This is a genomic window from Synechococcus sp. W70.1 (genome assembly GCF_047461515.1).
Classification (GTDB): domain Bacteria; phylum Cyanobacteriota; class Cyanobacteriia; order Thermostichales; family Thermostichaceae; genus Thermostichus.
Genome location: NZ_JANSHH010000032.1, coordinates 81,568 through 102,749, shown reverse-complemented (window position 1 = coordinate 102,749; position 21,182 = coordinate 81,568). Strand labels below are relative to the sequence as shown.

Below are 21,182 nucleotides of genomic sequence, written 5' to 3'. Positions count from 1 at the left end.
CGTTTGCGCCGCTTGCTGAGGTTAAGAGGATGTTAACAAAGCTAGCCCTGCTGAATTCGCTCGGATTTATTGCATACTCGGGGCAGCCTTTTGTTTGCGAACCCTAACCACCCATGCAGGTAGCCTTTATCGTCGATCCGCTGTCCCAGTTGCAGGTAAACCACGACACCAGCATTGCCCTGATGGAGGCGCTACAGCGACGAGGACACCGCGTTTTCTGTCTGGAATTGGGCGATCTCTACTGGGATCAAGGGGAAACGTGGGGGTCGGTATCCGAAATCGTGCTGGATCTAAAGGCGGATCCCTGGTATGAGGTCAAAGAACGGCGCCTGGTGCCCTTGAGTCATATGCAGGCGGTATGGATGCGCAAGGATCCGCCGGTGGATACGGCCTATCTCTACGCCACCTACCTCTTGGATCACCTCCCTCCCAGCCGTACCCTAGTGCTCAACCACCCCGCTGGCATCCGCTCGGCCAACGAAAAGCTCTACGCCCTGCAATTTAAGGAGTGGATCCCGCGCACCTGTGTTAGCAGCAATAAGGCCTTGCTCCGCCAATTTGTCGAGCAGGTAGGGCAGGCAGTGCTTAAGCCTCTGGGCGGCAAAGGGGGAGAAGGGATCCTACGGCTCACTGCCGGGGATCCCAACCTCAATTCCCTCATCGAGCTGAGCACTCAATTTGGCCGGCTGCCCGTGATGGTGCAAGAGTATTTGCCCCAGGCAGCAGCGGGAGATAAGCGCATTTTGTTGCTAGAGGGAGAACCTTTAGGTGCAGTCAACCGCGTCCCCAGCGAGGAAGATTTCCGGGGCAATGTGGCTGCTGGGGGTCGGGTGGAGAAAACTGAGATTACCGAAAAGGAACGGGCTCTCTGCGCAGCCTTGGCGCCAGTACTGCGCCAGGAGAAACTCTATTTTGTAGGCATTGACGTGATTGGCGAGCGGCTGACGGAGGTTAACGTTACTAGCCCAACCATGTTGCGGGAGATCAGTCAGTTGCAGGGAGTTGATCTGGCTAACCAAGTGGCCGAGTGGCTGGAGAAAAAGGTACCTGTTAAAACCTAAGCTAGCGTGCCCTTCAACGTTGTAGGGCCAATAAAAAGGGCCCCCAAGGGGGGCATGTCGCGACCGGCCAGCGACCTACAAAACCCTAGAGCAATATAAGACGCGCTCCATTAATGGGTGGCTTTGAACACCGCTTTGATCAAGTCCTAGGATCCCAGAAAAAAAACTCGGTCCCAGCAAACATCATCTTTTTTTTAGATTCTGCTCCTAGGGGGAGGGTGACTTGGGATCAGCTGCCGACTGCCCCCGCCCCAGCCAGCGCCAAGTAGTGGGCAGCAGGGCTGCGGCCAGCGCACACTTCAATAGATCCCCAGGAATGAAGGGAAACACCCCCTTGCTGAGCACCGCCAAGGCGGAGGTGGGTCCAACATTCTCGTTCAGCCACACCCCCAGCCAAGTAGCTCCCAGAGCGTAGATCAAAGCCGAGCAGGAGAGCATTGCCGCGGCCATCTTCCAGGGACTGCGATCTACCCCCCAGCGCTCCACAAACCAGCCCATTAGCCCTGCGGCCAAGGGAAAAGCCAGCAGGTAGCCTCCTGTTGCCCCCGCTAGGTGTCTGAGCCCAGAGCCGCCGCCGCTGAAGAAGGGCAATCCCAAGAGCCCCTCCAGCAGATACAGCAGCAAGGCGAGAAAGCCCAGCCTGGCCCCAAAGCCTGCTCCCACCAGCATTACCCCAAAGGTTTGTCCAGTGATGGGCACCGGTGTAAAAGGCAGAGGGATCCTCACCTGCGCCAGAGCTGCTACGAATAGGCTTCCTCCCACCACCAGCAGTAGATCGCGAATGCGAGCAGAACGGCGAATGTGATCAGAACGGGCCAGAAAAGTCTGGGCCAAGGGTAGGTAACTTGCAGTCATAGAACACCTGCAGTGTCGAGACATGAAGGTTAGTGTATCAGTATAGGGGAATGCAAAGAAGAGGGCAAGTACACACTAACCCTTTCCTAAGGCATTCGCGCTTGGGCAAGCACAGCTTGGGGAATAACTCACAAACGCAGCAAAGCATCACTTGGAAGCAACAAAAAAAGGGCATTAAGCCCCTAAAAATAGCTTCCCCTTTCAGCAAATAGCTAGCCTTTGATACACAGAATTGGCTTTAAGCGCGCTACAAGTTTCGCAATCTTGGCTTGTTCGGCAGCGCGCACCACTTTGTCGACGTTTTTGTAGGCCTGGGGCGCTTCTTCAGCTACCCCCCGCAAAGAAGGACTGCGCACGATGACGCCGCGCCGTCTCAGTTGTTCGATAATCTCCTGCCCTGTCCAGGCTTTGAGGGCCTGGTTGCGACTCATCGCCCTCCCAGCGCCGTGGCAGGCTGAGGAGAGGGAAAGGGCCTCCCCTTGCGCGGTGCCGACCAGAATGTAGGAAGCCGTGCCCATGGAGCCACCGATGATGACGGGCTGACCGATAGAGCGAAAAGCTTGAGGAAGCTCTGGGTGGCCAGGCCCAAAAGCGCGCGTTGCCCCTTTGCGGTGAACGAACAGGCGGCGCTTTTTCCCCTCTATCTCGTGGATTTCCTCCTTACAGGTGTTGTGGGAGACATCGTAAATAAGGTCGAGTTCAGCCTTGGGGAAAAGCTCAGCGAACACCTCGCGCACCCAGTGGGTGATGATCTGGCGGTTAGCCAAAGCGCAGTTGGTTGCCGCCCGCATCGCTCCCAGGTAGCTTTGCCCCACTTTGGACTTCAAGGGCGCACAGGCCAGCTCGCGATCAGGTAGCTCTATGCCGTGTTCTTTAGCCGCCTGTTGCATCTTCTTCAAGTACTCAGTGCCGATCTGGTGACCCAAGCCACGGGAGCCGCAGTGGATAGTAATCACCACTTCCCCCGACTTAAGGCCAAAGCCCTTGGCAATCTCGGGATCGTAGATCTCGTCAACAACTTGGACTTCGAGGTAGTGGTTACCCGAACCGAGGGTTCCCATCTCGCGCCGCTGGCGCTCACGGGCGTAGGCGGAGACTTCGCTCGGCATTGCTCCGCGCATGCGGCCATGTTCTTCGATGCGCTCCAGATCCTCTTTCTTGCCGTAGCCTTGAGCAACAGCCCATTCTGCTCCGCCTTCGAGCATAGCTTCCATCTCTTTGTCGCTCAACGAGATCTTGCTGCGGCTGCCGAGCCCTACCGGTACGCTCGCGTACAGGGCATTGGCTAGGGGCTCTGCCATCTCCTCCACTTCCTCGCGCTTTAGCCCGGTTCGCAAGGTTCTCACGCCGCAGGAGATGTCAAATCCCACGCCGCCGGCGGAAATCACCCCCCCTTCTTCCGCATCAAAGGCCGCCACCCCACCGATGGGAAAGCCATAACCCCAGTGGGCGTCTGGCATCACGTAGCAGGCTCCAACGATCCCTGGCAAGGTGGTCACGTTGCTGGCCTGCTCGGCCACTTTGTCGTCCATTTCCCGGATTAACTCCTCGTCGGCAAAGATCAAGACCGGGACACGCATTCTGCCTTTTGGAGGAATGCGCCAGACCGTCTCATCTACACGCTCGAGTTTCTTGATATCCATAGGTTGCCTCCCCTTACACGTCCACCACGCACTGGGCCACCCAAAGCTCACCCTCTCGGGCTACCTTGAGTTCCGTGTAAGTTGCCCCCTTAACTTCTACCGCCGGTCGGTGTCTGGCAGGGTCAACTCTTTCCCCCCACAGGCTGGCCTTGAGATGCTCTTTTGCCAGGTGCACTTCGACTTTTCCAAAGAGCATGCCTCTGACGGCCATCTCGTAGATCACTGCGTTCAGGAAATCCACCAACAACAGTTCCAGATCGCCTGCATTTCCTAGCTCGATCTCTAGGTGTTCTCTGGGAGCTACTTCATCCACGCTAGTGACCACCGCAGTCAGGGCCAAAGCTGCCTGGGCAAAGGCTTCCTCCGGCGTTGCCCCATAGCCGCGCACACCAATGTCGGCCATGTGTTCAAAGTGCTCCCATCTTGCCCGCACCACGGCAGTCCCCCTGCTCTCATTCTCAGGCCAAAGCCAGAGGCCACCTGGATAGATTAAGGTTTCTCTCTAGAAACTGGAAGAGGAAAGAAGGCGTAGCTCAAAGGTGAGGATGTTGGCAGCCAAAATCTCTAGGGCTCCTCCCTCAATGAGCTCGCGGGTGAGGCCGCTTCCAGATCCACTTTGCTGGAGTAACTCACGGCTGCGGCGCATGGTCTCTTGGCGCTGGGGATTGTCGACAATCACCTGCCGCTGGTTGGAGAGACTAAGGCGATAGTAGTTGGGCAGTTCGCCGCGGGTGGCATCAATGGCCAGATTGGTCTCTTCAGGAGCCACGCGAAAAGGGGCGCGGGCAGTGAGCAAAGCCACCTGGATATCCTGGTTTTGCCCGTCCAGACCTTGGAGCTCCGAAAGGTCAATCCGGAACCTAAGGGTGTCGCGATCCCGGTTAACGCGCTCCACCCGCACCTGGTTAAAGCCAACGGCAAACTCTCGCTCCTGCTCACCAAAGCGCTGGATGGTAGCTTGCAAAACGGACTCCTCGTTGAGGGGGGTAACCCGAATCAGGTAGTCCCAGTCACGCACAAAGGTGTACTCGTTGGGCCCGACCCGGACATTGGGATCTACCAGGTTGGCAGTGGGACCAGGGCTACCGGCTCGGCTAAGGGCCACCATGTACCAGTAGTTAGGGCTAATGGGCAGGCCCAGGGTCATGCGCACTTCCAACAAAAGCCGTGCCCAGCTAGCCCCAGCCGTGAGGGCCACAAGGGCTGCTGCTCCAAGGCCGCTCCACAGCCACCGCTGAGGACGCAAAAACCAAGCTACGCCTCCACTCCTCATCAAGCAGTTCCTCTGGCCTCAAGGCCGAGGGCTCCTACCCCTGATCCTAGCCTCTTAGGACTTCCTCCTGCTATGCGAGCCTGGATCCCTTTCGATGGAGCCTATCCCTAGGAGTTAGCCAACTCTTGCGGCACTTCTGTCTCTTGAGTCCTTCCCCCCCGACCGGTTTTGCCGGCGTGCCTGGACAACTGCCACCGTAAGCAAATGGGAGAGCAAGCCCACTGGCCCGGCAAACAAGCACAGCAGCAGGGAATGGGTTGTCCAAACCCGCTTTTCCCACCCCTCCAGGAAGATCCATCGTCCTACAAACAAATCCATGACGATGTAGTGAACCCACCCCGTCGCCATCACCGAGGGCTGGCTGAATAGAGCTGTTAGATTGCTCAGAGATAGCTGGGGATTGAAAAACTCTCTAAGAGTCGCTGCGCTAAACCCGCCAGCCAGAAGGTAGAGATAGACTGCTGCCAAAAGGGCAATGGGCAAGAGCGATTCCATCACCCTGCGGGTTACTTTCCAACCCGGCAACAGGATCATCAAGGCCCAAAAAGGAAGCGCAAACCAGTTGGCTGCGTTAAAGACTATCTCCAGCATGCTTGGAACCCCCAGCATTACCTGTCTATTATCGGCCCAGCAGCCCTGGCAATAGAGCTGACAGCAAGGCTACTGTTGCTGGCGGCAGCAATGCGGGAAATCCGGGATCCGCTATCGCCCATGCCCCAAAGATTGCTGATGCTTTTGGCTGTGGAGGTAGGTTGAGCTGGGCCGATGCCGGATTCTCCTGCCTCCGCGTCGGGGGATCTCAGCAACTCCCTGGGTTCCTCAACCCGCTGGGCTGCCATGACCTTGGGGGCAGCAGGTTCCCAGGTGGGCTTGGGGGTAGTCTCCGCAGCAGGGTCCTTCTGGGGAGAAGGCTGCTGAACCGGCACTTTGCCAAGCAGATCTGGCAGCATCTTGGATGGGGCAGAGGGAAGTTGACCCGCAACCTTTCCCCACAGAACTTTGAGGAGTTGCCACATATGGCTTAGCTTCCAGCGCAACTCATAAGTCCAGGCTGGTGCTATCCTGCCATGCCTTGCTCTCAGAGTCTATCTCTCCGCCAAGGGCTGACAAGATAAACTCATAACGAGTATGATGAAGAAGCCGAACTGAGAAGAGACCCACCATGGTGGAGATTCGCGAGATTCCCCTGGCTCAGATTCGCCGTCCGCTGCCGCGGCAGACGGATCCGGGGAAGGTGCGGGCGCTGATGGCTTCCATCCAGGAAATAGGCCTGCAGGAGCCAATTGAGGTTTTAGAGGTGGAGGGAAAGTACTACAGCTTCTCGGGCTGCCACCGCTACGAGGCCTTTGTCCGCCTGGGCAGGGATCGGATCCCGTGTCGAGTGCGTAGGGCCACGCCTGCTGTTTTAAGACTTCATTTGGCCTGAGGGAGGGATCCTTTCGTTGCCTCCTTCCTCTCGAGAAACGTAGCCCTGCTCATAGGCAAAGCGCACCAGCTGGGAGCGGTTTTCCAGAGAAAGCTTGCTGAGAATATTGGTCAAGTGGGTCTGGACAGTGCGCGGGCTAATGCATAGCCTTTCGCCAATCTGCTTGTTGGTGTAGCCCTGGATAACCTCCCGGAACACCCGCTCTTCGGCAGGGGTTAGGTTGAGCTCCTTCAAGCGGGGGCGAGGGGCAACATCAGCCTTAGCGGAGTTCTGCTGCTGGATGAGACGGAGGATCTCCAATTGCGTGCGGCGGGATCGTTCAATCTGCGCCTCAATCTTGGCCACCAATTCCAGGGGCTCAAAGGGCTTGATGATGTAGTCGTCGGCTCCCCACTCATACCCCTGAATGCGGTCGCCCAGTTCGCCACGGGAAGAGAGAAAGATAAAAGGAACAAGCTCGCCGCCTCGCTGTTGGCGTAGCTGCCGGCAGAACTCGAAACCATTCATTTCCGGCATCACCACATCTGACACCACCACATCCGGCTGCTCTTCAGCAAACAGGCGCAATCCTTCTCTGCCGGAAGTGGCTGTGCGAACCCGATAGCCATGCTGGCTGAGATGGCGGCTCAGAACCTTGAGGGAAATGGGATCGTCATCTACGACTAGGACGCGCTTCATAATGACCTGAGGGGGAGCCGAAGACTGGCAGCCAAGCTGGAGATCCCTAGCCCATGATAATAGCTGCGGCGGCTCAAGGCAGTTCTTAAGCCCCCATTCCCGAGTAGCGCTGCAGACCCTTCCACCAGAGCCAACGGTTGACCAGCCAAAATAGCCCCAGCCAGGCCAGGCCCATGGCAAAGCCGCGCAGGATGTCCTGGGGGAGCCCTACCCAGAGACTGGCGGGAAAATGCACCAAGTAGGGAAAGGGCGTCCAGCCTAAGACCTGGCGCACTGCTGGCGGAAACACTTCTAAGGGGGCGATCACCCCCGAGAGGAACAAGTACACCAAAAAGTGAAATTGCTCCAGGGCTGATATCCTTTCTACCCAAAAGGCCAGCAGCGCCAGCGTGTACTGCATAAGAAAACGCAGGGCAAAAGCCAAGAGAACAGCCAAGGATCCCAGCGCCACTTGTTGCCAAGAGGGGATCCAAAAAGCGCGGGGATAGAGTAGGAAAAAGAGGGCCATTAAAGCCACAGTAAAGGGGAGGCGGGCGAGGCGTTCCATCAGGTGGCTGGCCACGTGGTGCCAGGCGGGATCCAGAGGCTGTAGTAGGCGGGGAGACAACTTGCCCTCGACCACCTCCTGCTCAAAGTCCCAGATGACCCAGATGATGCTAAACTGGCGCACCAGGAACACCGCTAGGAAATAGCGGATGAACTCCAGGGAAGAGAGCGAGAAGTTCCCTGCGCGAGCAGCCTCGCTCCAGAGCCCCATCATGATCAGAGGCAGAGATCCAGCCAGCGCCCACAAAAGAAGTTCCGCCCGGTACTCCAGCATATAGGCGTAGTAGGCGGAGCAGAGGGCAGCCAGTTTGCGCAAAAAAGCCTTCATGAAGACCCTGCTGGCAAGGGATCTGGTGGACGCAAGGCAGGCAAGAAGTTGGCAAGAGTAACTACCGCTCCGACAACCACAATGGCTGGGGGCAACACCGGCGGCGGCTGCACAACCAGGCTGTCCAAACGCAGCAGGTGAACCTCCTGCTCTGGGGTGGTACCCCAGCGGATCAAGGCCACCGGCGTATCGGGAGCTTTCCCCCCAGCCAACAGTTCAGCGGCAATATGGCCGAGGTTGTGGATGCCCATGTAGATCACCAGCGTTTCCACCGCTCCTGCCAAGGCGCGCCAGTTGACTCGGGGGCGGTATTTCCCTGCCGCCTCATGGCCGGTAACAAAGGCAACTGAGGAGCTGAACTCCCGATGGGTGAGAGGGATCCCGGCATAGGCGCTGGCGGCAATGCCTGCAGTAACCCCGGGCACCACTTCCACGGGGATCCCCGCCTGGACTAGGGCCAGCATCTCCTCGCCCCCCCGGCCGAAGATGAAAGGATCCCCGCCCTTGAGCCGCACCACTACAGCTCGTGTCTGCGCTTTTTCAATCAGCAGGGCCGTGATCTGCTCCTGGGGCAAGGTGTGAGCCCCCCGCTGTTTGCCAGCATAGATGCGCTCTGCTGTGGGGGGGATCAGATCCAGGATGGGAGATCCCACCAGGGCATCGTAGATGACTACATCCGCATGGGCAAGCAGGGTCTTGCCCTTAACGGTCAGCAGTCCTGGATCTCCGGGCCCTGCCCCCACCAGATACACTTTGCCCATCTTGTCTCCCAACAGCCTCTTGGAAAGATCCATCTTGCTTAAGCAAGACAGCTTTGACCAGCCCATCTAGCGAGAACAGGCCGTCCGCACCGTCTCAACAATGGCCTGCAGCAGTTGAGGATCGCGCCAGAGGGGTGGCTCCAGCTCAAGCTGCAACAAGGGCCACTGCCGCCGCAACCGCTGAACCTGGTCTTGTAAGGAGCGCAGCAAGCTGCCCGGGAAGAGGAAAAAGGGCAGCACCCGCAGGCGGTACTGGCTAAGGCGCAAGCAGTGAACGACGGTGGTCTCTAGCGTAGGAGGCTGGGCGGCAAAAGCCAGGTGAATCGGGATCCCAAGCAGGTGCTGTTTTAAAGCTTGGATCTCAGCTTGCAGCTGGGCGGCAAACTCGGGCAGACGGCTGCCATGGCCGAACAGGATCCAGGCGTGGATCAACTCCCCCAACTGCTGCGCCGCTGCTACGCGCGCTGCCACCAGATCAAGCAGGGCTGGATGCTGGCCAATCGGCGGTGTCAACAGCAGCTTTAGGCAGGGCCAGCGAGCCCGAAGCTCCTCCAGCACCGCTGGCAGATCCTCCTCCACATGGGCTCCCCTCCCCATGAAGAGCGATACCAACACCACTGGGTTGTCGCACCTGGGCAGCCGAGCCGCCAAGTACCTGTGAATCTGCTCCGCCAGGCCCAGGGACTTGCCTTCCAACTGAACCAGCTCCACCACTTGAGGAGCTAGCTGCTGCCGCACCCTCGCCAGCAAGTCCGCTGCTGCCTGCTGGTATTCCGGATCCCGGCTGCCGTGACAGACCAAAAACACCAGGGGAGGTGAAGACATGACAGAGCTTAGGGATCCAGACGCACTTGTTCCATTTTGCTCCCTACTGGCAAGGTTTCGCGCCAGATCTGGACGTATGATTTGAGATAATGTACACGCCCCTTTTCTAGACTCGCCGGCCCTTTCCCAGGGTTTCATGTCATTTGAGAACCGCTCCACTGCCCCCGAACTGCTGATCCACGTTTTGCGGGAGGGCTTGACCGAATCTACCCATTATTGCCAAGCCGTGGTGGCCGATAGCCGCGGGCGCTCCCTGGCCGTAGCCGGCAAAAGCACCACACCCGTCTTTGCCCGCTCTGCCCTCAAGCCCTTTCAGGCGCTGGCCATGCTCTCCACGGGCATCCGCGAGCGCTATCGGCTTGGCGAGAAAGACATCGCCATCATGTGCGCCTCCCATCAGGGCACTACGGCCCATGCGCGGCAAGTGTTCAGCATGCTCTGGCGCGCCGATCTTTCCCCCGAGCTGCTGGTCTGCCCCACCCCACCCGGCAAGCCTAGCCCACTGTGCCACAACTGCTCCGGCAAGCACGCTGGCATGCTGCTAGCAAGCCGCGCCCAGAACTGGACTTTGCAGGACTACGCCCAGCGGCAACACCCCGTTCAGGCGCTAGTGCGGGCTAAGTTGGCCGACTTGTTGCAAATGCCCTCGGAAGAGTTTTTATTTGCCCGCGATGACTGCGGCGTGCCCACCTACCAGTTGCAACTTAACCAGCTAGCTTACCTGTATGCTCAACTAACTGCAGGAGAGCGGCCTGAGCTGGAAGCCATTGTCCGCGCCATGACCCACTGTCCGGAAATGGTGGCGGGCGAGGGATGTTTCGACACCGAGTTGATGCGAGCTGCCCAAGGCGAGCTGGTCAGCAAGTCCGGCGCCGAGGGGATCCAGTGCATTGGACGCGTCGGAGAGGGGATGGGCCTGGCCATCAAGGTCCAGGATGGGGCAGCGCGGGCCAAATATGCCTTGGCTTTGCACCTGCTGCAGCGTATGGGCTGGATTCAGCCTGCTGCTGCCGAAATGTTAGGGGAGCGCTTCCTCTCCATTGGCCCTTACACCCGCCTTGAGGTGGAAGGGGAACTGCGTATGCCCTGAGCCCTCAGCGCTGGAAAGGGTTTTGGAAAGGATTCGGGCTGGAGCTTTGCCTTCTGTTGCGGTACTTGGGGTTGATGGTCAGGGTGCCAGCTCCCAGGCCTCGCTGCGCCAAAAACTCCAGGTTGCGGTGGCGCATGGTGGTGTCGTAGTCAGTTTTAACGCGATCTTCTAGAATAGCCACCTGCTGCAGCGCACTTAGCAAAATGGAAGCTGCCTGTTCGGAGGTGTAGCCATTCTGGGAGGCATAGCGCACGGCAAACTCGTCGGCTGCCACCTGGGCCTTCTGGCCTTTCTCCGCTTTGCGCAGAAGGAACACTGCTGACGCCGCCAAACCAGAGGCCAGAGCCACGCCAAGGTTGTCCCCCATCTGCAGCTCCACCAGGATGCCCATCGTGCCTGCTCCAATGAGAGCAGGATACAGCAATAGCGCCGACCAGTTGTCTCCCAAGGCCAGCTCGGTGGCCATCACGGCTTCCCGCAAAAAGTAGATCTTCTGTTGATCAGGGCTCAGCTTCTGCCAACGGCTAAGGTCGATGGCAAAGCGGGTGTACTTCTGCCAGGGGAAGCGCCAGAGCGGCTGCACAACCCGAGACTGGTCAGGGGATCCAATCTCGATCTGCACCTCAGGTCGGATCTCCACCGGGAGAAACTGGATCAGGCGATCGAACTCAGAAATGGTGTACATACTGGCGCAGTAGAGCTGCAGTTGGAGATGGAGATCACTACCTACCTATGGTAAAGGATTCTGGTCTTCTCTGGGGGCTAGCTCCCAAAAAGCCTAGAGCCAAGGGGCTACGCGAACTGGGACTGTTGCCCTGCTACCGGTAATTGACAAACTGCAGTGCCACCGGGTAATCCTGCTGCTTGAGCATTTGAATTACCGCCTGTAGCTCATCTTTGTCTTTGCCGAAAACCCGCACCAGATCTCCCTGAATCGAAGGCTGCACCTTCTTGAAGTTGTCGCGGATTTGCTTGGCAATCTGCTTGGCCAACGCCGGGTCAATGCCTCTTTTGAGGCGAACTACCTGACGCACCCGGTTGCCAGCGGCACTTTCCGGAGCTTGAAAGTCGAAGATCTTCAGGGAGAGGCCCCGCTTAGCTGCTTTGGCTAGGAGAAGATCCCGAATGGAGTTGAGAGCCATCTCGCTGGCGGTGGTGATGGTCAGGGATCCCTCCTCCAGCTTAATTTCCGTCTGGGTATCCTTGAGGTCGTAGCGCTGCTTAACCTCCCGCTGAACCTGGTCTAGCGCATTCACCAACTCCTGCCGGTTGAAGTCGCTGACAATATCAAACGAGTGGGTGGAGGCCATAGCCCTCCTCTTCACTGGCGTTCCGTAGTTTAAGCCTATCAAGGGCTTCGCAGGTGCGGGAGAGGCTACAACAGAGGAAGGGAGACTCCCGCTCCTCCTCAAGTTAGCAAAGCAGCAAGATGGGCGATGTTGTTTTAATTACAGGCGCTTCCGAGGGTATCGGCAGGGCAACTGCCTTTACCTTTGCCCGCGGTGGCTACCGCCTGGCACTGGCTGCCCGCACGGCCGAAACCCTGAAGCAAACAGCTATCGAGCTGGAGCAAAGGCTCAATGCGGAAGTATTGGCTGTCCCCACCGATGTGACGCAGCCGGATCAGGTGCAAAAGCTGGTCGAGGCTACCCTGGAGCGCTATGGTCGCATCGACTGCCTGATCAACAACGCCGGCATCTGTCTGAGTGGCCCTTTCCTGCAGACGACGTTGGAACACTGGCAGGCGCTGATGGCAGTTAACTTCTGGGGCTATTTGCACACCATCCGGGCAGTGCTCCCCGACATGCTGAAGCGCAAAAGAGGCCAGATTGTCAACGTCGGCTCTATAGGTGGCAAAATGCCCCTGCCTCAGATGGCTGCCTATTGTGCCAGCAAGTATGCAGTTAGCGGGCTGACGGAGGCGCTGCGTCTAGAGCTGCAACCCCACGGCATCCAGGTCATCGGTGTCCATCCGGGCCTGGTCAACAGCAACTTTCTCAAGCGGGCCATTTTTCTCGAGGAGCCGGGAGAGGACAACTTGACCCACCCAAGCAGGGCACGGCAGCGAATGCAGCAGGCCTTGGAGAGCTTTTGGGTTAGCCAGCCGGAAGATGTGGCCGCAGCCATCTGGGAGGCTGTCTGCCACTCCAAGTCAGAAGTGGTTGTCGGTATGGCCCAGTGGGCAGTAGCAGCCTACACTCTCTTTCCTGGCTGGGTTGGTCTGTTGCTGCAAAGTTTGCCCGACTGATCCTAGGCTCAACTTCGCCAGTTCAGAGGCGGGTATAGTGTATGGTAGGCCCTGCCAGTTGCAGCGGAAGGATCCTGAGGATCTATGGTAGACCCTGTGCCTTCTCCTCCAAGTGCTCAGCAGCATCTTCTCATCGTGGAAGATCGAGATGGACGCCGCACGCAGGTGCTGACGGCTGCAAAGTACTTTATCGGTCGCGACCTGGCCAACGATATCTGTCTCAACTCTCAGTACGCCTCCCGCCACCATGCCATGCTGTTGCGCATCCCTGCTGAAAAGGAGGGAGAATACTCCTATCGCATACTGGACGGGGATCTGGAGGGCCGGCCCAGCACCAACGGCCTGTTGATCAACGGCCAGAAAGTCTCTACCCACCAGCTTAAGTCGGGAGATGTCATCAGCTTTGGTCCAGACGCCAAGGCTACCTACATCGTCAAGAACCCCTAGCTTGACCTTTATTGGGTTTGCCTTCTTCTTGAGGGTTTTCCTCTAGTCCTCGTTCGCGACAGCGGTGCGGAGTTGCCGGACAATTCGCTACCTTGTGGCACAATGTGCAATTTCGCCAACGCACCTTCTGCCTTGACGTGGACTAGCTAAGCTAGTAAGCTGGCAGGTGCCTTTTTTCTAGGCATTTTGCCTGGGCTAAAGTTGGCTCCGTCTCTAGCCTGTGGGCTCTATCCAGGGCAAGGAGCAACCACTGTCAGCTCGACGGGAGGTGGGGGCTGTGGAGATCCCTCTGGCGGCGCGGTAGGCGTTGAGCCTGCTACCGGTCATGGATCATGGGAGTGTTTGTTAGCGTTTCGTAGGTCTCTCAGAGCGGATGAGTTGGCAGTCACAGAGGGGTCGGCGCTCCTACCAGGTTGTCCCCGTGGGCGGGATTGCCTTGGGCCTGGCTCTGCTGCTGCTGGGATGTGCCGCTGGGGGATCCTCATCCTTGGAAGCCCAGGGGACGGCAGCTGTTGCCAACGCTGCCCCCGCCAAAGGAGAGCCCCAGCGCCTGCCCGTGGAAGCAGAAGTAACCCTTGCCGGTCGGCGCTTTGAGCTGGAGGTGGCTCGCACCCCTGAGCAACAGCGGCTGGGCCTGATGTTCCGTACCGATTTGCCGCCCAATCGCGGCATGTGGTTCCCCTTCGACCCACCCCAGCCGGCTGCCTTCTGGATGTTCAACACACCGCTGAACCTGGACATTATCTTTCTCCACCAAGGCCGGGTGGTGTACATCGCCGCCAATGTGCCCGGCTGTCCCGCCCTGCCCTGCCCCGCCTATGGGCCTCCCCCCAGCCAGCTAGTGGACAGCGTGCTGGAGTTCCGTGGCGGGACGGCAGCGGCCTTGGGCTTGCAAGTTGGAGATACGGTTGAGATCCGCGAGCTCTCGCCCAAAGCTCCTTGAGGGTCCTGTTGGCCGTCTTGATTGCGATTGGGATGGCCTCTTTGCGATGATTCTTCCTAGGGGTCGCTGATGCAAAGAGGCGACGGCGAGCTCAGGATGGTTCGGCTACTGCCAGCAAAGCCCTATGGAGGTTAGCAGCGTAGCCCAGTGGCTGGGGGTCGGGGCTGTGGCCCTGGCTTCTGTGCTTTGGGCCGAGATTGTGCGGGATGTGCGCCATTGGCTAGCTCACCAGTGGCCCTGGCTGATGCCCAAACACACCCTGCACCACCGCCTGTTTCGCCCCGATCTCAGCGTGGTAGACCCAAAGTTATACCGGGAATCCCAGTGGCACCACGACGTCCCGGAAGCGGCGACGATGCTTCTGGCTGGGATCCCCTGGGTGGTGCTGTTGGGACAGGGATCCTGGCTGTACGGCCTGGCGGCGGCGGTGGGAGTGGTCTACTCGGCCAGTTTCTTAGCTGCTGGCCTGCTGCGGGGCTGCGGGCTAGCTCTGCAAACGGATATTACCCACCAGCCGGGGCCTTTCCCTGCTCCTCCCAGCCAGTGGCATGTTAACCGCGCCTACCACTGGCGGCACCACTTCGACGACACCAACGCCTACTTCTGCGGCACCCTAACCTTGCTGGATCGGATCATGGGCAGCAGTCTCTCTTTTAAAGGCAAGCGCGTGGCCATCACTGGCGCCTCTGGCACCCTGGGCCGGGCCCTCTTGAAGCACTTTTCCCGCCATGGGGCCCAAGTCATCGCCCTCAGCTCCCATGCGGATTCGGTTTCCATCGAAGTGGACGGACAACTTCAGCCGGTGCCGACTGTTCGCTGGCAGGTGGGGCAGGAGGGATCCCTGGCCGAGCTCCTGGAGGAGGTCGATATCCTGGTAATCAACCACGGCCTAAACGTCCATAGGCAACGGGATCCCGAATCGGTTCGCCAGTCCTATGCCGTCAACACCTTCTCGGCATGGCGCCTGATGGAGCTATTTTTCCAGACGGTGCGCAGCAATCGGGAAATGGCCACCAAAGAGGTCTGGGTGAACACCTCCGAAGCCGAGGCCAGCCCTGCTTTTAGCCCCCTCTACGAGCTCTCCAAACGGGCCCTGGGCGACCTGGTGACCCTGCGCCGTCTCGATGCTCCCTGCGTGGTGCGCAAGCTTATCCTTGGCCCTTTCAAGAGCCAGCTCAACCCGATTGGAGTTATGTCGGGGGATTGGGTGGCCGCCCAAATCCTGGCCCAGGCCAAACGCGACTGCCGCAACATCATCGTCACCATCAACCCCCTCACCTACCTACTTTTCCCGCTGAAAGAGTTGGCCGTCAGCACCTATTTCCGGCTCTTCAGCCGCCGCTCTTCTCCACTAGCCGTCCCCGATCCCAGCGCTGGGATCCCAATCTAGGGAGTCGGGCAAGTCCTAGCCAGCTTATGGCATTGGGCGCAAAGGTGGAGTAAGACAAAAGCAGGTTCTTTGGCGTCAGCAGGATGGGATCCCTTCGGGGAGCGAAAATGCCCTTTTGGAGAATTCAGCAGCTCGCTCTCCAAATGAACGTTGGGTGTGAGGAGTAGGAGTGAGCGATGAAAATTGCGCAACAATGGGCGCGCGCAGTGCTTTGCCTAGTGGGTGGCGCCTGGATACCGGGGCTTTTGTCCGGCTGTGCCATTCCCATAACCGCTGCAGGGGTCGCCGAGGTTCAGGTGCGCCTGGTACATGTGGCCCCCAATACCCCTCCCCTTGACTTGGAAGTGGGGGGCGTCAAAGTAGCGCGCAGTGTAGCCTATGGCTTGGTGAGCGAGTATACCCGCTTGCCGACAGGAGAGTACGACATCCTGTTGCTTGCAACGCCCGAGACGTCCTCGGCTTCTCAGGTGGTGGCCAAAACGGTGGCCAACTTTAGAGGTGGGGGAGTATTCTCAGTGGTGGCCGCTGACGAGCCCAATCGCGTGACGGCCTTGGTACTAGAAGACAATATTAACCCCCTGTTCGATCAGGCCCTGGTGCGGTTTGTCCACGCTGCCCCCGACGCGCCCCCTCTGCAATGGCAAGGGGAGCGGGGACGAGTGCTGATACCCCAGTTGGCCTTTGGGCAGGCTTCTACCTTTCAGGTGATGCGCCCCGGCTTTACCCAAGTCCAGGTGTTCACCGTCGCTCCCAGGATCCCCCTGCAACGCTTTGACCTGCAATTGGAGGCAGGCAAAGTCTATACCCTTTATGTGGCAGGGTTGCTGCGTAGCAATCCAAGCTTGAGTGGGGTGCTAGCGGAAGAAACGCGGGCTCGTCGCCTTCTCTAGGTGTCTTCCTCCTACCCTTCGGGAAGTAACAGTGGATACCCTATTCCGGGTGGAGGTGCTCAGCCAAACCCCAGATCCCGAGCGGGTGATCTGGCTGGCGATGCACCAGGACTACAGTGCGGAGTACGTTACGGCTGCCAGTCGCGTCCCGGCCAATTACGGTGAGGCGGTGGTGCGGCACCTATTGGAGGGTGACCGTGGGCATTATGGGCCTTTGGAGCATCCGCAGATTACGTTTGCTGTGGGGTATTTTCCGCACTTAGTGGTGCAGCAGGCGCGCACGCACCGTATTGGGGTGTCGTTCGATGTGCAGTCGTTTCGGTACACTGGGAAGCAGCTTCTGGAACTGGGATCCGATCCCAGCCCTGACCAACTGGAGCGGGTGTTCTATGTCCCCGCCAACATCAAGGAGGGGCAGGCCAAGACTCGCGAGGGAGTTTGCCCCATCTCCCCAGAGGCGCTAGGCATTGTGCTAGAGCAATACCGCAGCCAAGTGGCCGCCTACCGCCGCTTGGTAACCGAGTGCGGTGTACCACCTGAGGATGCTCGCTGCGTTTTAGGCTACGGCATTCGGCAGCACTTCGTGGTGAGTTTTAACTGCCGTAGCTTGATGCATTTTTTGGATCTACGTGCCAAGGCAGATGCGCAGCGTGAAATTCGGGAGTTGTGCGACCTGATTTGGCCCCACTTTGAAGCGTGGTGCCCGCACATTGCGGCGTGGTACCGCAAAAACCGCTGGGGCAAGGCTAGGCTATCTCCTTAGAAATTGGATGAGAACGCCCTACAAAGCCTAGAGTCAAGGCTTAGAATTCCCTGAGCTTTAACCTCGCCTTTTGGCTAGGGGTTTATGGATCCCAAAGCTTATGAACAAATGGCGAGCCTAGAAGATCGGCATTGGTGGTTTCTGGGCCGTCGCCGCATTCTCCGCCAGGTTATTGCAAGGATCCCTCTTCCTCCCGCAGCTTGTATTTTGGAAGTCGGCTGTGGCAGCGGTGGCAACCTGGAAATGTTGTCTCAATTTGGCCAGGTCTTCGCAGTGGAAAGAAGCGAGATAGCATTGCCTATTGCCCGGGCCCGTGGAATCGGAGTTGTGGCCGAAGGGGAATTGCCACATCGGATCCCTTTTGGTTCTCAACAATTTGATTTGATTGCTCTGCTGGATGTCCTAGAGCATTTGGAGGAAGACAAAGCGGCTCTGGAAGCCCTTACCAAGAGGCTAAAGCCCCCTGGCTACATGGTGATTACGGTACCGGCCTACCCCTGGCTATGGAGTACCCACGACGAACTCAATCACCACAAGAGACGCTACACGCCGGAACAACTTCGCTCCCTACTTAAAAGCGTCGGCTTGGAAACTTATATCTTTACCTTTTTCAACAGCTTTCTCTTTCCATTGGCAGCAGGGATCCGCCTAGCCCAAAAGGGCCTACGTCTCAGGGAGAGCCAGGATCTGAAGATGCCCTTGCCCTGGGTCAACTGGCTTTTAGCTGAGATCTTTGCTGCAGAAGCCTATTTGATCCCCAAGTTCCCCCTGCCCTTTGGCCTGTCTCTGTTGGCAGTAGCTAGTCCTAGGAAAGATGCGTTGGCCTAGTCTCCCAACTCGGGATCCGGCCGTACCCGCACTTCCATTTGGCGCAGCAGCCGCAGCGAGCTTTCCGGCCCATCGATCATCTGCTGCTCGTTGATCCAGTAGGTGGCAATGCCCAGGTCCTCAAGAAAGCGGATGTAAGGATCCGGCGGCGGCCCGTCAAAAACGGCGGCTTTTTGGACGGAAAAGCCCTGTTCTAGCCAAGGCGTGAGGGCAAAACGCTCGTAGTAGAGCAACTGCCCCACCACCTCCTGCATGACCTCTGCTGCATCTTTGTGGTGTAGCAATTTCACCTCGGCCAAAAGCAGCTGCCCGTCTGCAACTGCTAAGAAGTCAAAGGTGTGCTGGTCTTCGCGCACTTCCAAGCCAGCCAGACGGAACCAGCGGCGAAACTGGTGCAAGATTTCGTTGTGGCGCTCGCTGCGCTCCAACTGACGCCGGCGGCGGCGCTCTGCCATCAGCGGGTCTGTTCCGGCAGAGGAAGGGATACCACTGCTGCAAAACTGGGGCGGCTCGTCGGGATCTAAAACCACCCTACCCCCTGCAGGTTGGTGCAAGAGGGGTGGCATAGAGGGCAACAGCTCGACGGCTCCCCCCTCCACCTCCGGCTGCGCAGCCAGGGCAAGCAGAGGGCGGTTGAGAGGGTGTTCCGGGTGGGTGGCAAACAACAGCTTGAGTTGGGAGTGGCTAAACTGAAAATCTAGACGGAACTGTTCCACAGAAAGGCGATCCCGCCCCTTTTGCAGAGTCTCCTGGCCAAAGTAGAGCATCACCAGAAGAGGATAGATGGGTAGAGGGCGATGGGGTGGGATAAGCATGGCCCACATCGCGTCAGTCCAGTGGGGAAGCAGGATCTCGGCCTGTCTGCCCTTGCCCACCACCTGCAGCATTTTGGGGTGGCCGGGCTGCCAACCACAGGGATGGTCGTCGAAGCCACAGGTTTGCCGCCCTTGGTCCACGCTTAGGGGGTAGCGCCCGTCGTAGAGGCGAAAGGGACACAGATCCCGGTCTGCTGCTAAAAAACGCTCGTCCTGCCACAAGTGGGCGGCCAGGGCATGACAGCCAATGCCTTCCTGGCTGTTGCAGGCTTTGAGCCAGCGGCGTTCGACCAATTTGCCCCCCACTTTGCTTGGCGCCAGAGGCCGAACAAGGCCATTTTCCCCTTGGTTAAACAGCGGCCACACCAGGGGCTCCCCTGTCTCTGGCAGCGTAGGTAAGAGAGGGTGGGCTTTGGTGTAAAACGGGTCACAAATGCGCTGGGCCACCTGCTCCAGGGGCAGGCCATGGGGAGATCCCACCGGCGGCAAAAGGGATCCCGATCCGGCCTGAGCGCGGTGATACTGGATGGCCAGGGCCACCTCCAGCCCTATGGGACGCAGTTCCGGCGTGAGCTGCCGGTAGCGCTGCAGCAGCCGGGAAGCCTGCACAAACAGGTCGTAGCGCCGAACGGGAACTGCCTCAGCCATAGGGTTGCAGGAAAAACTCCCCACTGCCTTGGGCAAGAGCTGGCACAGACAAGCGCCATGGCCTCAAGAAATGAGACCTTGGCAACTGTCTCTGCAGACCCTGACCTTGCCGAGGATATCGGGCCGACACCCATTCCCCTTGGCGTCAGGTCAGTAGTCAGTGTAGTGGAGAAACCCAGGCGCGAGAAGATGTTGCTACCTGGCGGCAGGTTGTGGGAAAAATGCGCAGCAGGCCCTAGCGTCGCGGCCACCAAGGAAACCAAGGAAGCCGCCAAGGAAACCAAGGAAAGGGAAAGGGGCGCTCTGTCTCTGCGTCGCGGTCGTACTCCGTAGGTCGGCCTGTATCCCGCTGAATCACCAAGCTGCCCACATAGTCGGCCTCTCGATAGACGCGGGCAATTTGATGGTGAATTTGGGCCATGTCTTCAGCAGAGACCACACCATTGTCGGTGGCTTTGTAGAACTGGATCGTGACCCGAATGGGAAAGCGGGGATCTCGCTCGATGTCCAGGTTGTTGATCTCGGTGAAGGGGCCTTCCACCGGCCCATGTCCGATGACGGCGGCTTCTACATTGCTGAGGCCGGCCAGGCCGGCTGCGGGTCCGAAATTGACAGAGATATCCTCAACTTCCCTTCGCGGCGGCTGCCGCTGCTGGAGAGGTACTTGGATCACCATCACCAGGTTCAGGGCTTCTTCTGCTACTTCCGCCGAATGGGGATCTCTGGGGGTTGGGTTGGCGGCTTGCTCGGCCCGAAAATCGCTGAGGCGCTGCCCGGTGAGGCTGGCCCGTTCACCGTTCTGATTGAAGAAAAGGCGCTGGCCCCAAATAGCCCCGCCCACCCTATCTTCGGTGCGGTTCTCGATCACCGTAATGCTGGTGCCCTCGCGGGTGGCCAAGATTGCCAGCACGGCTGGGTTACCGGGATAGGATTGGTAGTTGAACAACACCGGGTTGAATTGGGCAGAGCCCCCGGCAGGGATAGGCAAAAAGGCAGCTTGGGCGCTCACCAACACATGGCTATCCCGTGGAGCCAGCAGGGAGTTCCGGTTGCCGGCCCAAGAGCCGGGATCATGTAAGTAGCGGCGCAGATTCCCCAGCAGCTCTCGCAACGACACGGGTTGCAGGGGTTTTCCTTTTTCGTTGCCCACCAGCACCTGTAGGCTGTCGAGGGGCAGGTCGGCAGACAGATCGGCAAAGTTGGGGTAGCGGATCACCGGCATCAAGCTCAGCTCGTAGTGACCCGTTCTGGGGTTGAGCTGTTGTACCTGGATGGTCATGTCGCTGATGTTGGGGCCAAGGGCAGATCCCTTGTGGCGTCCGGTATCTTCCCAGGTGATGTTGACGATATCCAGCCCATACTGCTTTGCCAAGGCTCGCGCTTGCGGATCCCAGGTCATGGAGATCGTCCGGTCGATGACCTGCCTGTAAGCCAAGTATTCCGCCCACTCTGAAGGAGTGGGGGAAGAAAGGGACTGGTGGAGCGGAAAATCCATAGGGGTTGCCTGCGAGGTGGACACCATCAGTGTAGGGACGAGGGCTGCTCCGGCCAGGGAAATGCCCACCCAGCTCAGTGAACTCAGCAGCCAGGGGATGGGGGCGCGCATAGCAATACTCCTGAGGATTGGAAATTGGGGGACTATACCCTGACAATAGCTCCCAAAAGGGGAGAGGACGTGGCGGTTTCACTTTTGGCAACCCCATGCTTTTGCCGGGATCCCAAGC

At 58.7% G+C, this 21,182-nt stretch carries 24 protein-coding genes; 10 read left to right on the top strand and 14 right to left on the bottom strand.

Annotation, left to right across the window (positions count from 1 at the left end; all coding sequences use genetic code 11):
* The first annotated feature begins 113 nt into the window (after positions 1 to 113).
* Positions 114 to 1,061: a glutathione synthase gene (gene gshB / locus NW808_RS08490; RefSeq protein ID WP_414405096.1), complete on the top strand. Its 948-nt coding sequence runs from the start codon at positions 114 to 116 to the stop codon at positions 1,059 to 1,061.
* A 207-nt stretch (positions 1,062 to 1,268) separates the two neighbouring features.
* On the opposite strand, the gene NW808_RS08485 is transcribed toward gshB, so the two are convergent.
* The 6 genes from NW808_RS08485 to NW808_RS08460 form a co-directional block, all read right to left on the bottom strand.
* Positions 1,269 to 1,916, bottom strand: coding sequence for a biotin transporter BioY (locus NW808_RS08485; RefSeq protein WP_414420906.1), 648 nt, complete (start codon positions 1,914 to 1,916; stop codon positions 1,269 to 1,271).
* Between the two features lie 212 nt (positions 1,917 to 2,128).
* Positions 2,129 to 3,559: an RtcB family protein gene (locus NW808_RS08480; RefSeq protein WP_414420905.1), complete on the bottom strand. Its 1,431-nt coding sequence runs from the start codon at positions 3,557 to 3,559 to the stop codon at positions 2,129 to 2,131.
* 13 nt (positions 3,560 to 3,572) lie between these two features.
* Positions 3,573 to 3,995 carry an archease gene (locus NW808_RS08475; protein ID WP_414405098.1) on the bottom strand — a complete coding sequence of 141 codons (423 nt, stop codon included), beginning with the start codon at positions 3,993 to 3,995 and terminating at the stop codon, positions 3,573 to 3,575.
* A 66-nt stretch (positions 3,996 to 4,061) separates the two neighbouring features.
* Positions 4,062 to 4,832, bottom strand: coding sequence for a hypothetical protein (locus tag NW808_RS08470; RefSeq protein ID WP_414420904.1), 771 nt, complete (start codon positions 4,830 to 4,832; stop codon positions 4,062 to 4,064).
* Between the two features lie 114 nt (positions 4,833 to 4,946).
* Positions 4,947 to 5,423 (bottom strand): ABA4-like family protein, encoded by a 477-nt coding sequence (locus NW808_RS08465; RefSeq protein ID WP_414420903.1) that lies wholly within the window; start codon positions 5,421 to 5,423, stop codon positions 4,947 to 4,949.
* A 17-nt stretch (positions 5,424 to 5,440) separates the two neighbouring features.
* The gene (locus NW808_RS08460; protein WP_414420902.1) at positions 5,441 to 5,782 is read right to left on the bottom strand and encodes a hypothetical protein; all 342 of its coding nucleotides are present in this window, start codon (positions 5,780 to 5,782) and stop codon (positions 5,441 to 5,443) included.
* A gap of 212 nt (positions 5,783 to 5,994) precedes the next feature.
* Here NW808_RS08460 and NW808_RS08455 point away from each other — a divergent pair, with 212 nt between their 5' ends.
* The gene (locus tag NW808_RS08455; protein ID WP_414420901.1) at positions 5,995 to 6,258 is read left to right on the top strand and encodes a sulfiredoxin; all 264 of its coding nucleotides are present in this window, start codon (positions 5,995 to 5,997) and stop codon (positions 6,256 to 6,258) included.
* On the opposite strand, the gene NW808_RS08450 is transcribed toward NW808_RS08455, so the two are convergent.
* The 4 genes from NW808_RS08450 to NW808_RS08435 all read right to left on the bottom strand — a co-directional run bounded on the left by NW808_RS08450 (position 6,238) and on the right by NW808_RS08435 (position 9,396).
* Positions 6,238 to 6,936 carry a response regulator transcription factor gene (locus NW808_RS08450; RefSeq protein WP_414420900.1) on the bottom strand — a complete coding sequence of 233 codons (699 nt, stop codon included), beginning with the start codon at positions 6,934 to 6,936 and terminating at the stop codon, positions 6,238 to 6,240. The genes NW808_RS08455 and NW808_RS08450 overlap by 21 nt on opposite strands.
* A gap of 85 nt (positions 6,937 to 7,021) precedes the next feature.
* Entirely contained in the window at positions 7,022 to 7,810 is a 789-nt protein-coding gene (locus NW808_RS08445; RefSeq protein WP_414420899.1) for an ABC transporter permease, read from the bottom strand.
* Positions 7,807 to 8,571 (bottom strand): uroporphyrinogen-III C-methyltransferase, encoded by a 765-nt coding sequence (gene cobA, locus NW808_RS08440; protein ID WP_414420898.1) that lies wholly within the window; start codon positions 8,569 to 8,571, stop codon positions 7,807 to 7,809. Before cobA ends, NW808_RS08445 begins: the two co-directional genes overlap by 4 nt.
* 66 nt (positions 8,572 to 8,637) lie before the next feature.
* Entirely contained in the window at positions 8,638 to 9,396 is a 759-nt protein-coding gene (locus NW808_RS08435) for a sirohydrochlorin chelatase (RefSeq protein ID WP_414395389.1), read from the bottom strand.
* 136 nt (positions 9,397 to 9,532) lie between these two features.
* Between NW808_RS08435 and NW808_RS08430 the strand changes: the two genes are divergently transcribed.
* Entirely contained in the window at positions 9,533 to 10,486 is a 954-nt protein-coding gene (locus tag NW808_RS08430; protein WP_414395391.1) for an asparaginase, read from the top strand.
* Positions 10,487 to 10,490: 4 nt separating this feature from the next.
* Here NW808_RS08430 and NW808_RS08425 read toward each other — a convergent pair whose 3' ends face one another.
* Together NW808_RS08425 and NW808_RS08420 are read right to left on the bottom strand one after the other, a co-directional pair.
* Positions 10,491 to 11,171, bottom strand: a complete 681-nt coding sequence (locus NW808_RS08425; RefSeq protein ID WP_414420897.1) for a DUF3318 domain-containing protein — start codon at positions 11,169 to 11,171, stop codon at positions 10,491 to 10,493.
* 133 nt (positions 11,172 to 11,304) lie between these two features.
* On the bottom strand, positions 11,305 to 11,796 hold the full coding sequence (locus NW808_RS08420; RefSeq protein ID WP_414395400.1) for a YajQ family cyclic di-GMP-binding protein: 492 nt from the start codon (positions 11,794 to 11,796) through the stop codon (positions 11,305 to 11,307).
* A 119-nt stretch (positions 11,797 to 11,915) separates the two neighbouring features.
* Here NW808_RS08420 and NW808_RS08415 point away from each other — a divergent pair, with 119 nt between their 5' ends.
* The 7 genes from NW808_RS08415 to NW808_RS08385 all read left to right on the top strand — a co-directional run bounded on the left by NW808_RS08415 (position 11,916) and on the right by NW808_RS08385 (position 17,995).
* Positions 11,916 to 12,734 (top strand): SDR family oxidoreductase, encoded by an 819-nt coding sequence (locus NW808_RS08415; protein WP_414420896.1) that lies wholly within the window; start codon positions 11,916 to 11,918, stop codon positions 12,732 to 12,734.
* Between the two features lie 84 nt (positions 12,735 to 12,818).
* On the top strand, positions 12,819 to 13,181 hold the full coding sequence (locus tag NW808_RS08410; protein WP_414395404.1) for an FHA domain-containing protein: 363 nt from the start codon (positions 12,819 to 12,821) through the stop codon (positions 13,179 to 13,181).
* A 373-nt stretch (positions 13,182 to 13,554) separates the two neighbouring features.
* Positions 13,555 to 14,124, top strand: a complete 570-nt coding sequence (locus NW808_RS08405; RefSeq protein WP_414420895.1) for a DUF192 domain-containing protein — start codon at positions 13,555 to 13,557, stop codon at positions 14,122 to 14,124.
* 124 nt (positions 14,125 to 14,248) lie between these two features.
* Positions 14,249 to 15,514: a bifunctional sterol desaturase/short chain dehydrogenase gene (locus tag NW808_RS08400; RefSeq protein WP_414420894.1), complete on the top strand. Its 1,266-nt coding sequence runs from the start codon at positions 14,249 to 14,251 to the stop codon at positions 15,512 to 15,514.
* Positions 15,515 to 15,690: 176 nt separating this feature from the next.
* The gene (locus NW808_RS08395; protein WP_414420893.1) at positions 15,691 to 16,404 is read left to right on the top strand and encodes a DUF4397 domain-containing protein; all 714 of its coding nucleotides are present in this window, start codon (positions 15,691 to 15,693) and stop codon (positions 16,402 to 16,404) included.
* Positions 16,405 to 16,435: 31 nt separating this feature from the next.
* On the top strand, positions 16,436 to 17,167 hold the full coding sequence (gene thyX, locus NW808_RS08390; RefSeq protein ID WP_414420892.1) for an FAD-dependent thymidylate synthase: 732 nt from the start codon (positions 16,436 to 16,438) through the stop codon (positions 17,165 to 17,167).
* Between the two features lie 108 nt (positions 17,168 to 17,275).
* Positions 17,276 to 17,995 carry a class I SAM-dependent methyltransferase gene (locus NW808_RS08385; protein ID WP_414405111.1) on the top strand — a complete coding sequence of 240 codons (720 nt, stop codon included), beginning with the start codon at positions 17,276 to 17,278 and terminating at the stop codon, positions 17,993 to 17,995.
* Here the strand turns inward: NW808_RS08385 and NW808_RS08380 are convergent.
* Together NW808_RS08380 and NW808_RS08375 are read right to left on the bottom strand one after the other, a co-directional pair.
* Positions 17,992 to 19,458, bottom strand: a complete 1,467-nt coding sequence (locus NW808_RS08380; RefSeq protein WP_414420891.1) for a hypothetical protein — start codon at positions 19,456 to 19,458, stop codon at positions 17,992 to 17,994. The genes NW808_RS08385 and NW808_RS08380 overlap by 4 nt on opposite strands.
* A gap of 235 nt (positions 19,459 to 19,693) precedes the next feature.
* Complete coding sequence (locus NW808_RS08375; protein WP_414420890.1) at positions 19,694 to 21,064, bottom strand: hypothetical protein; 1,371 nt, start codon at positions 21,062 to 21,064, stop codon at positions 19,694 to 19,696.
* Positions 21,065 to 21,182 lie beyond the last annotated feature (118 nt).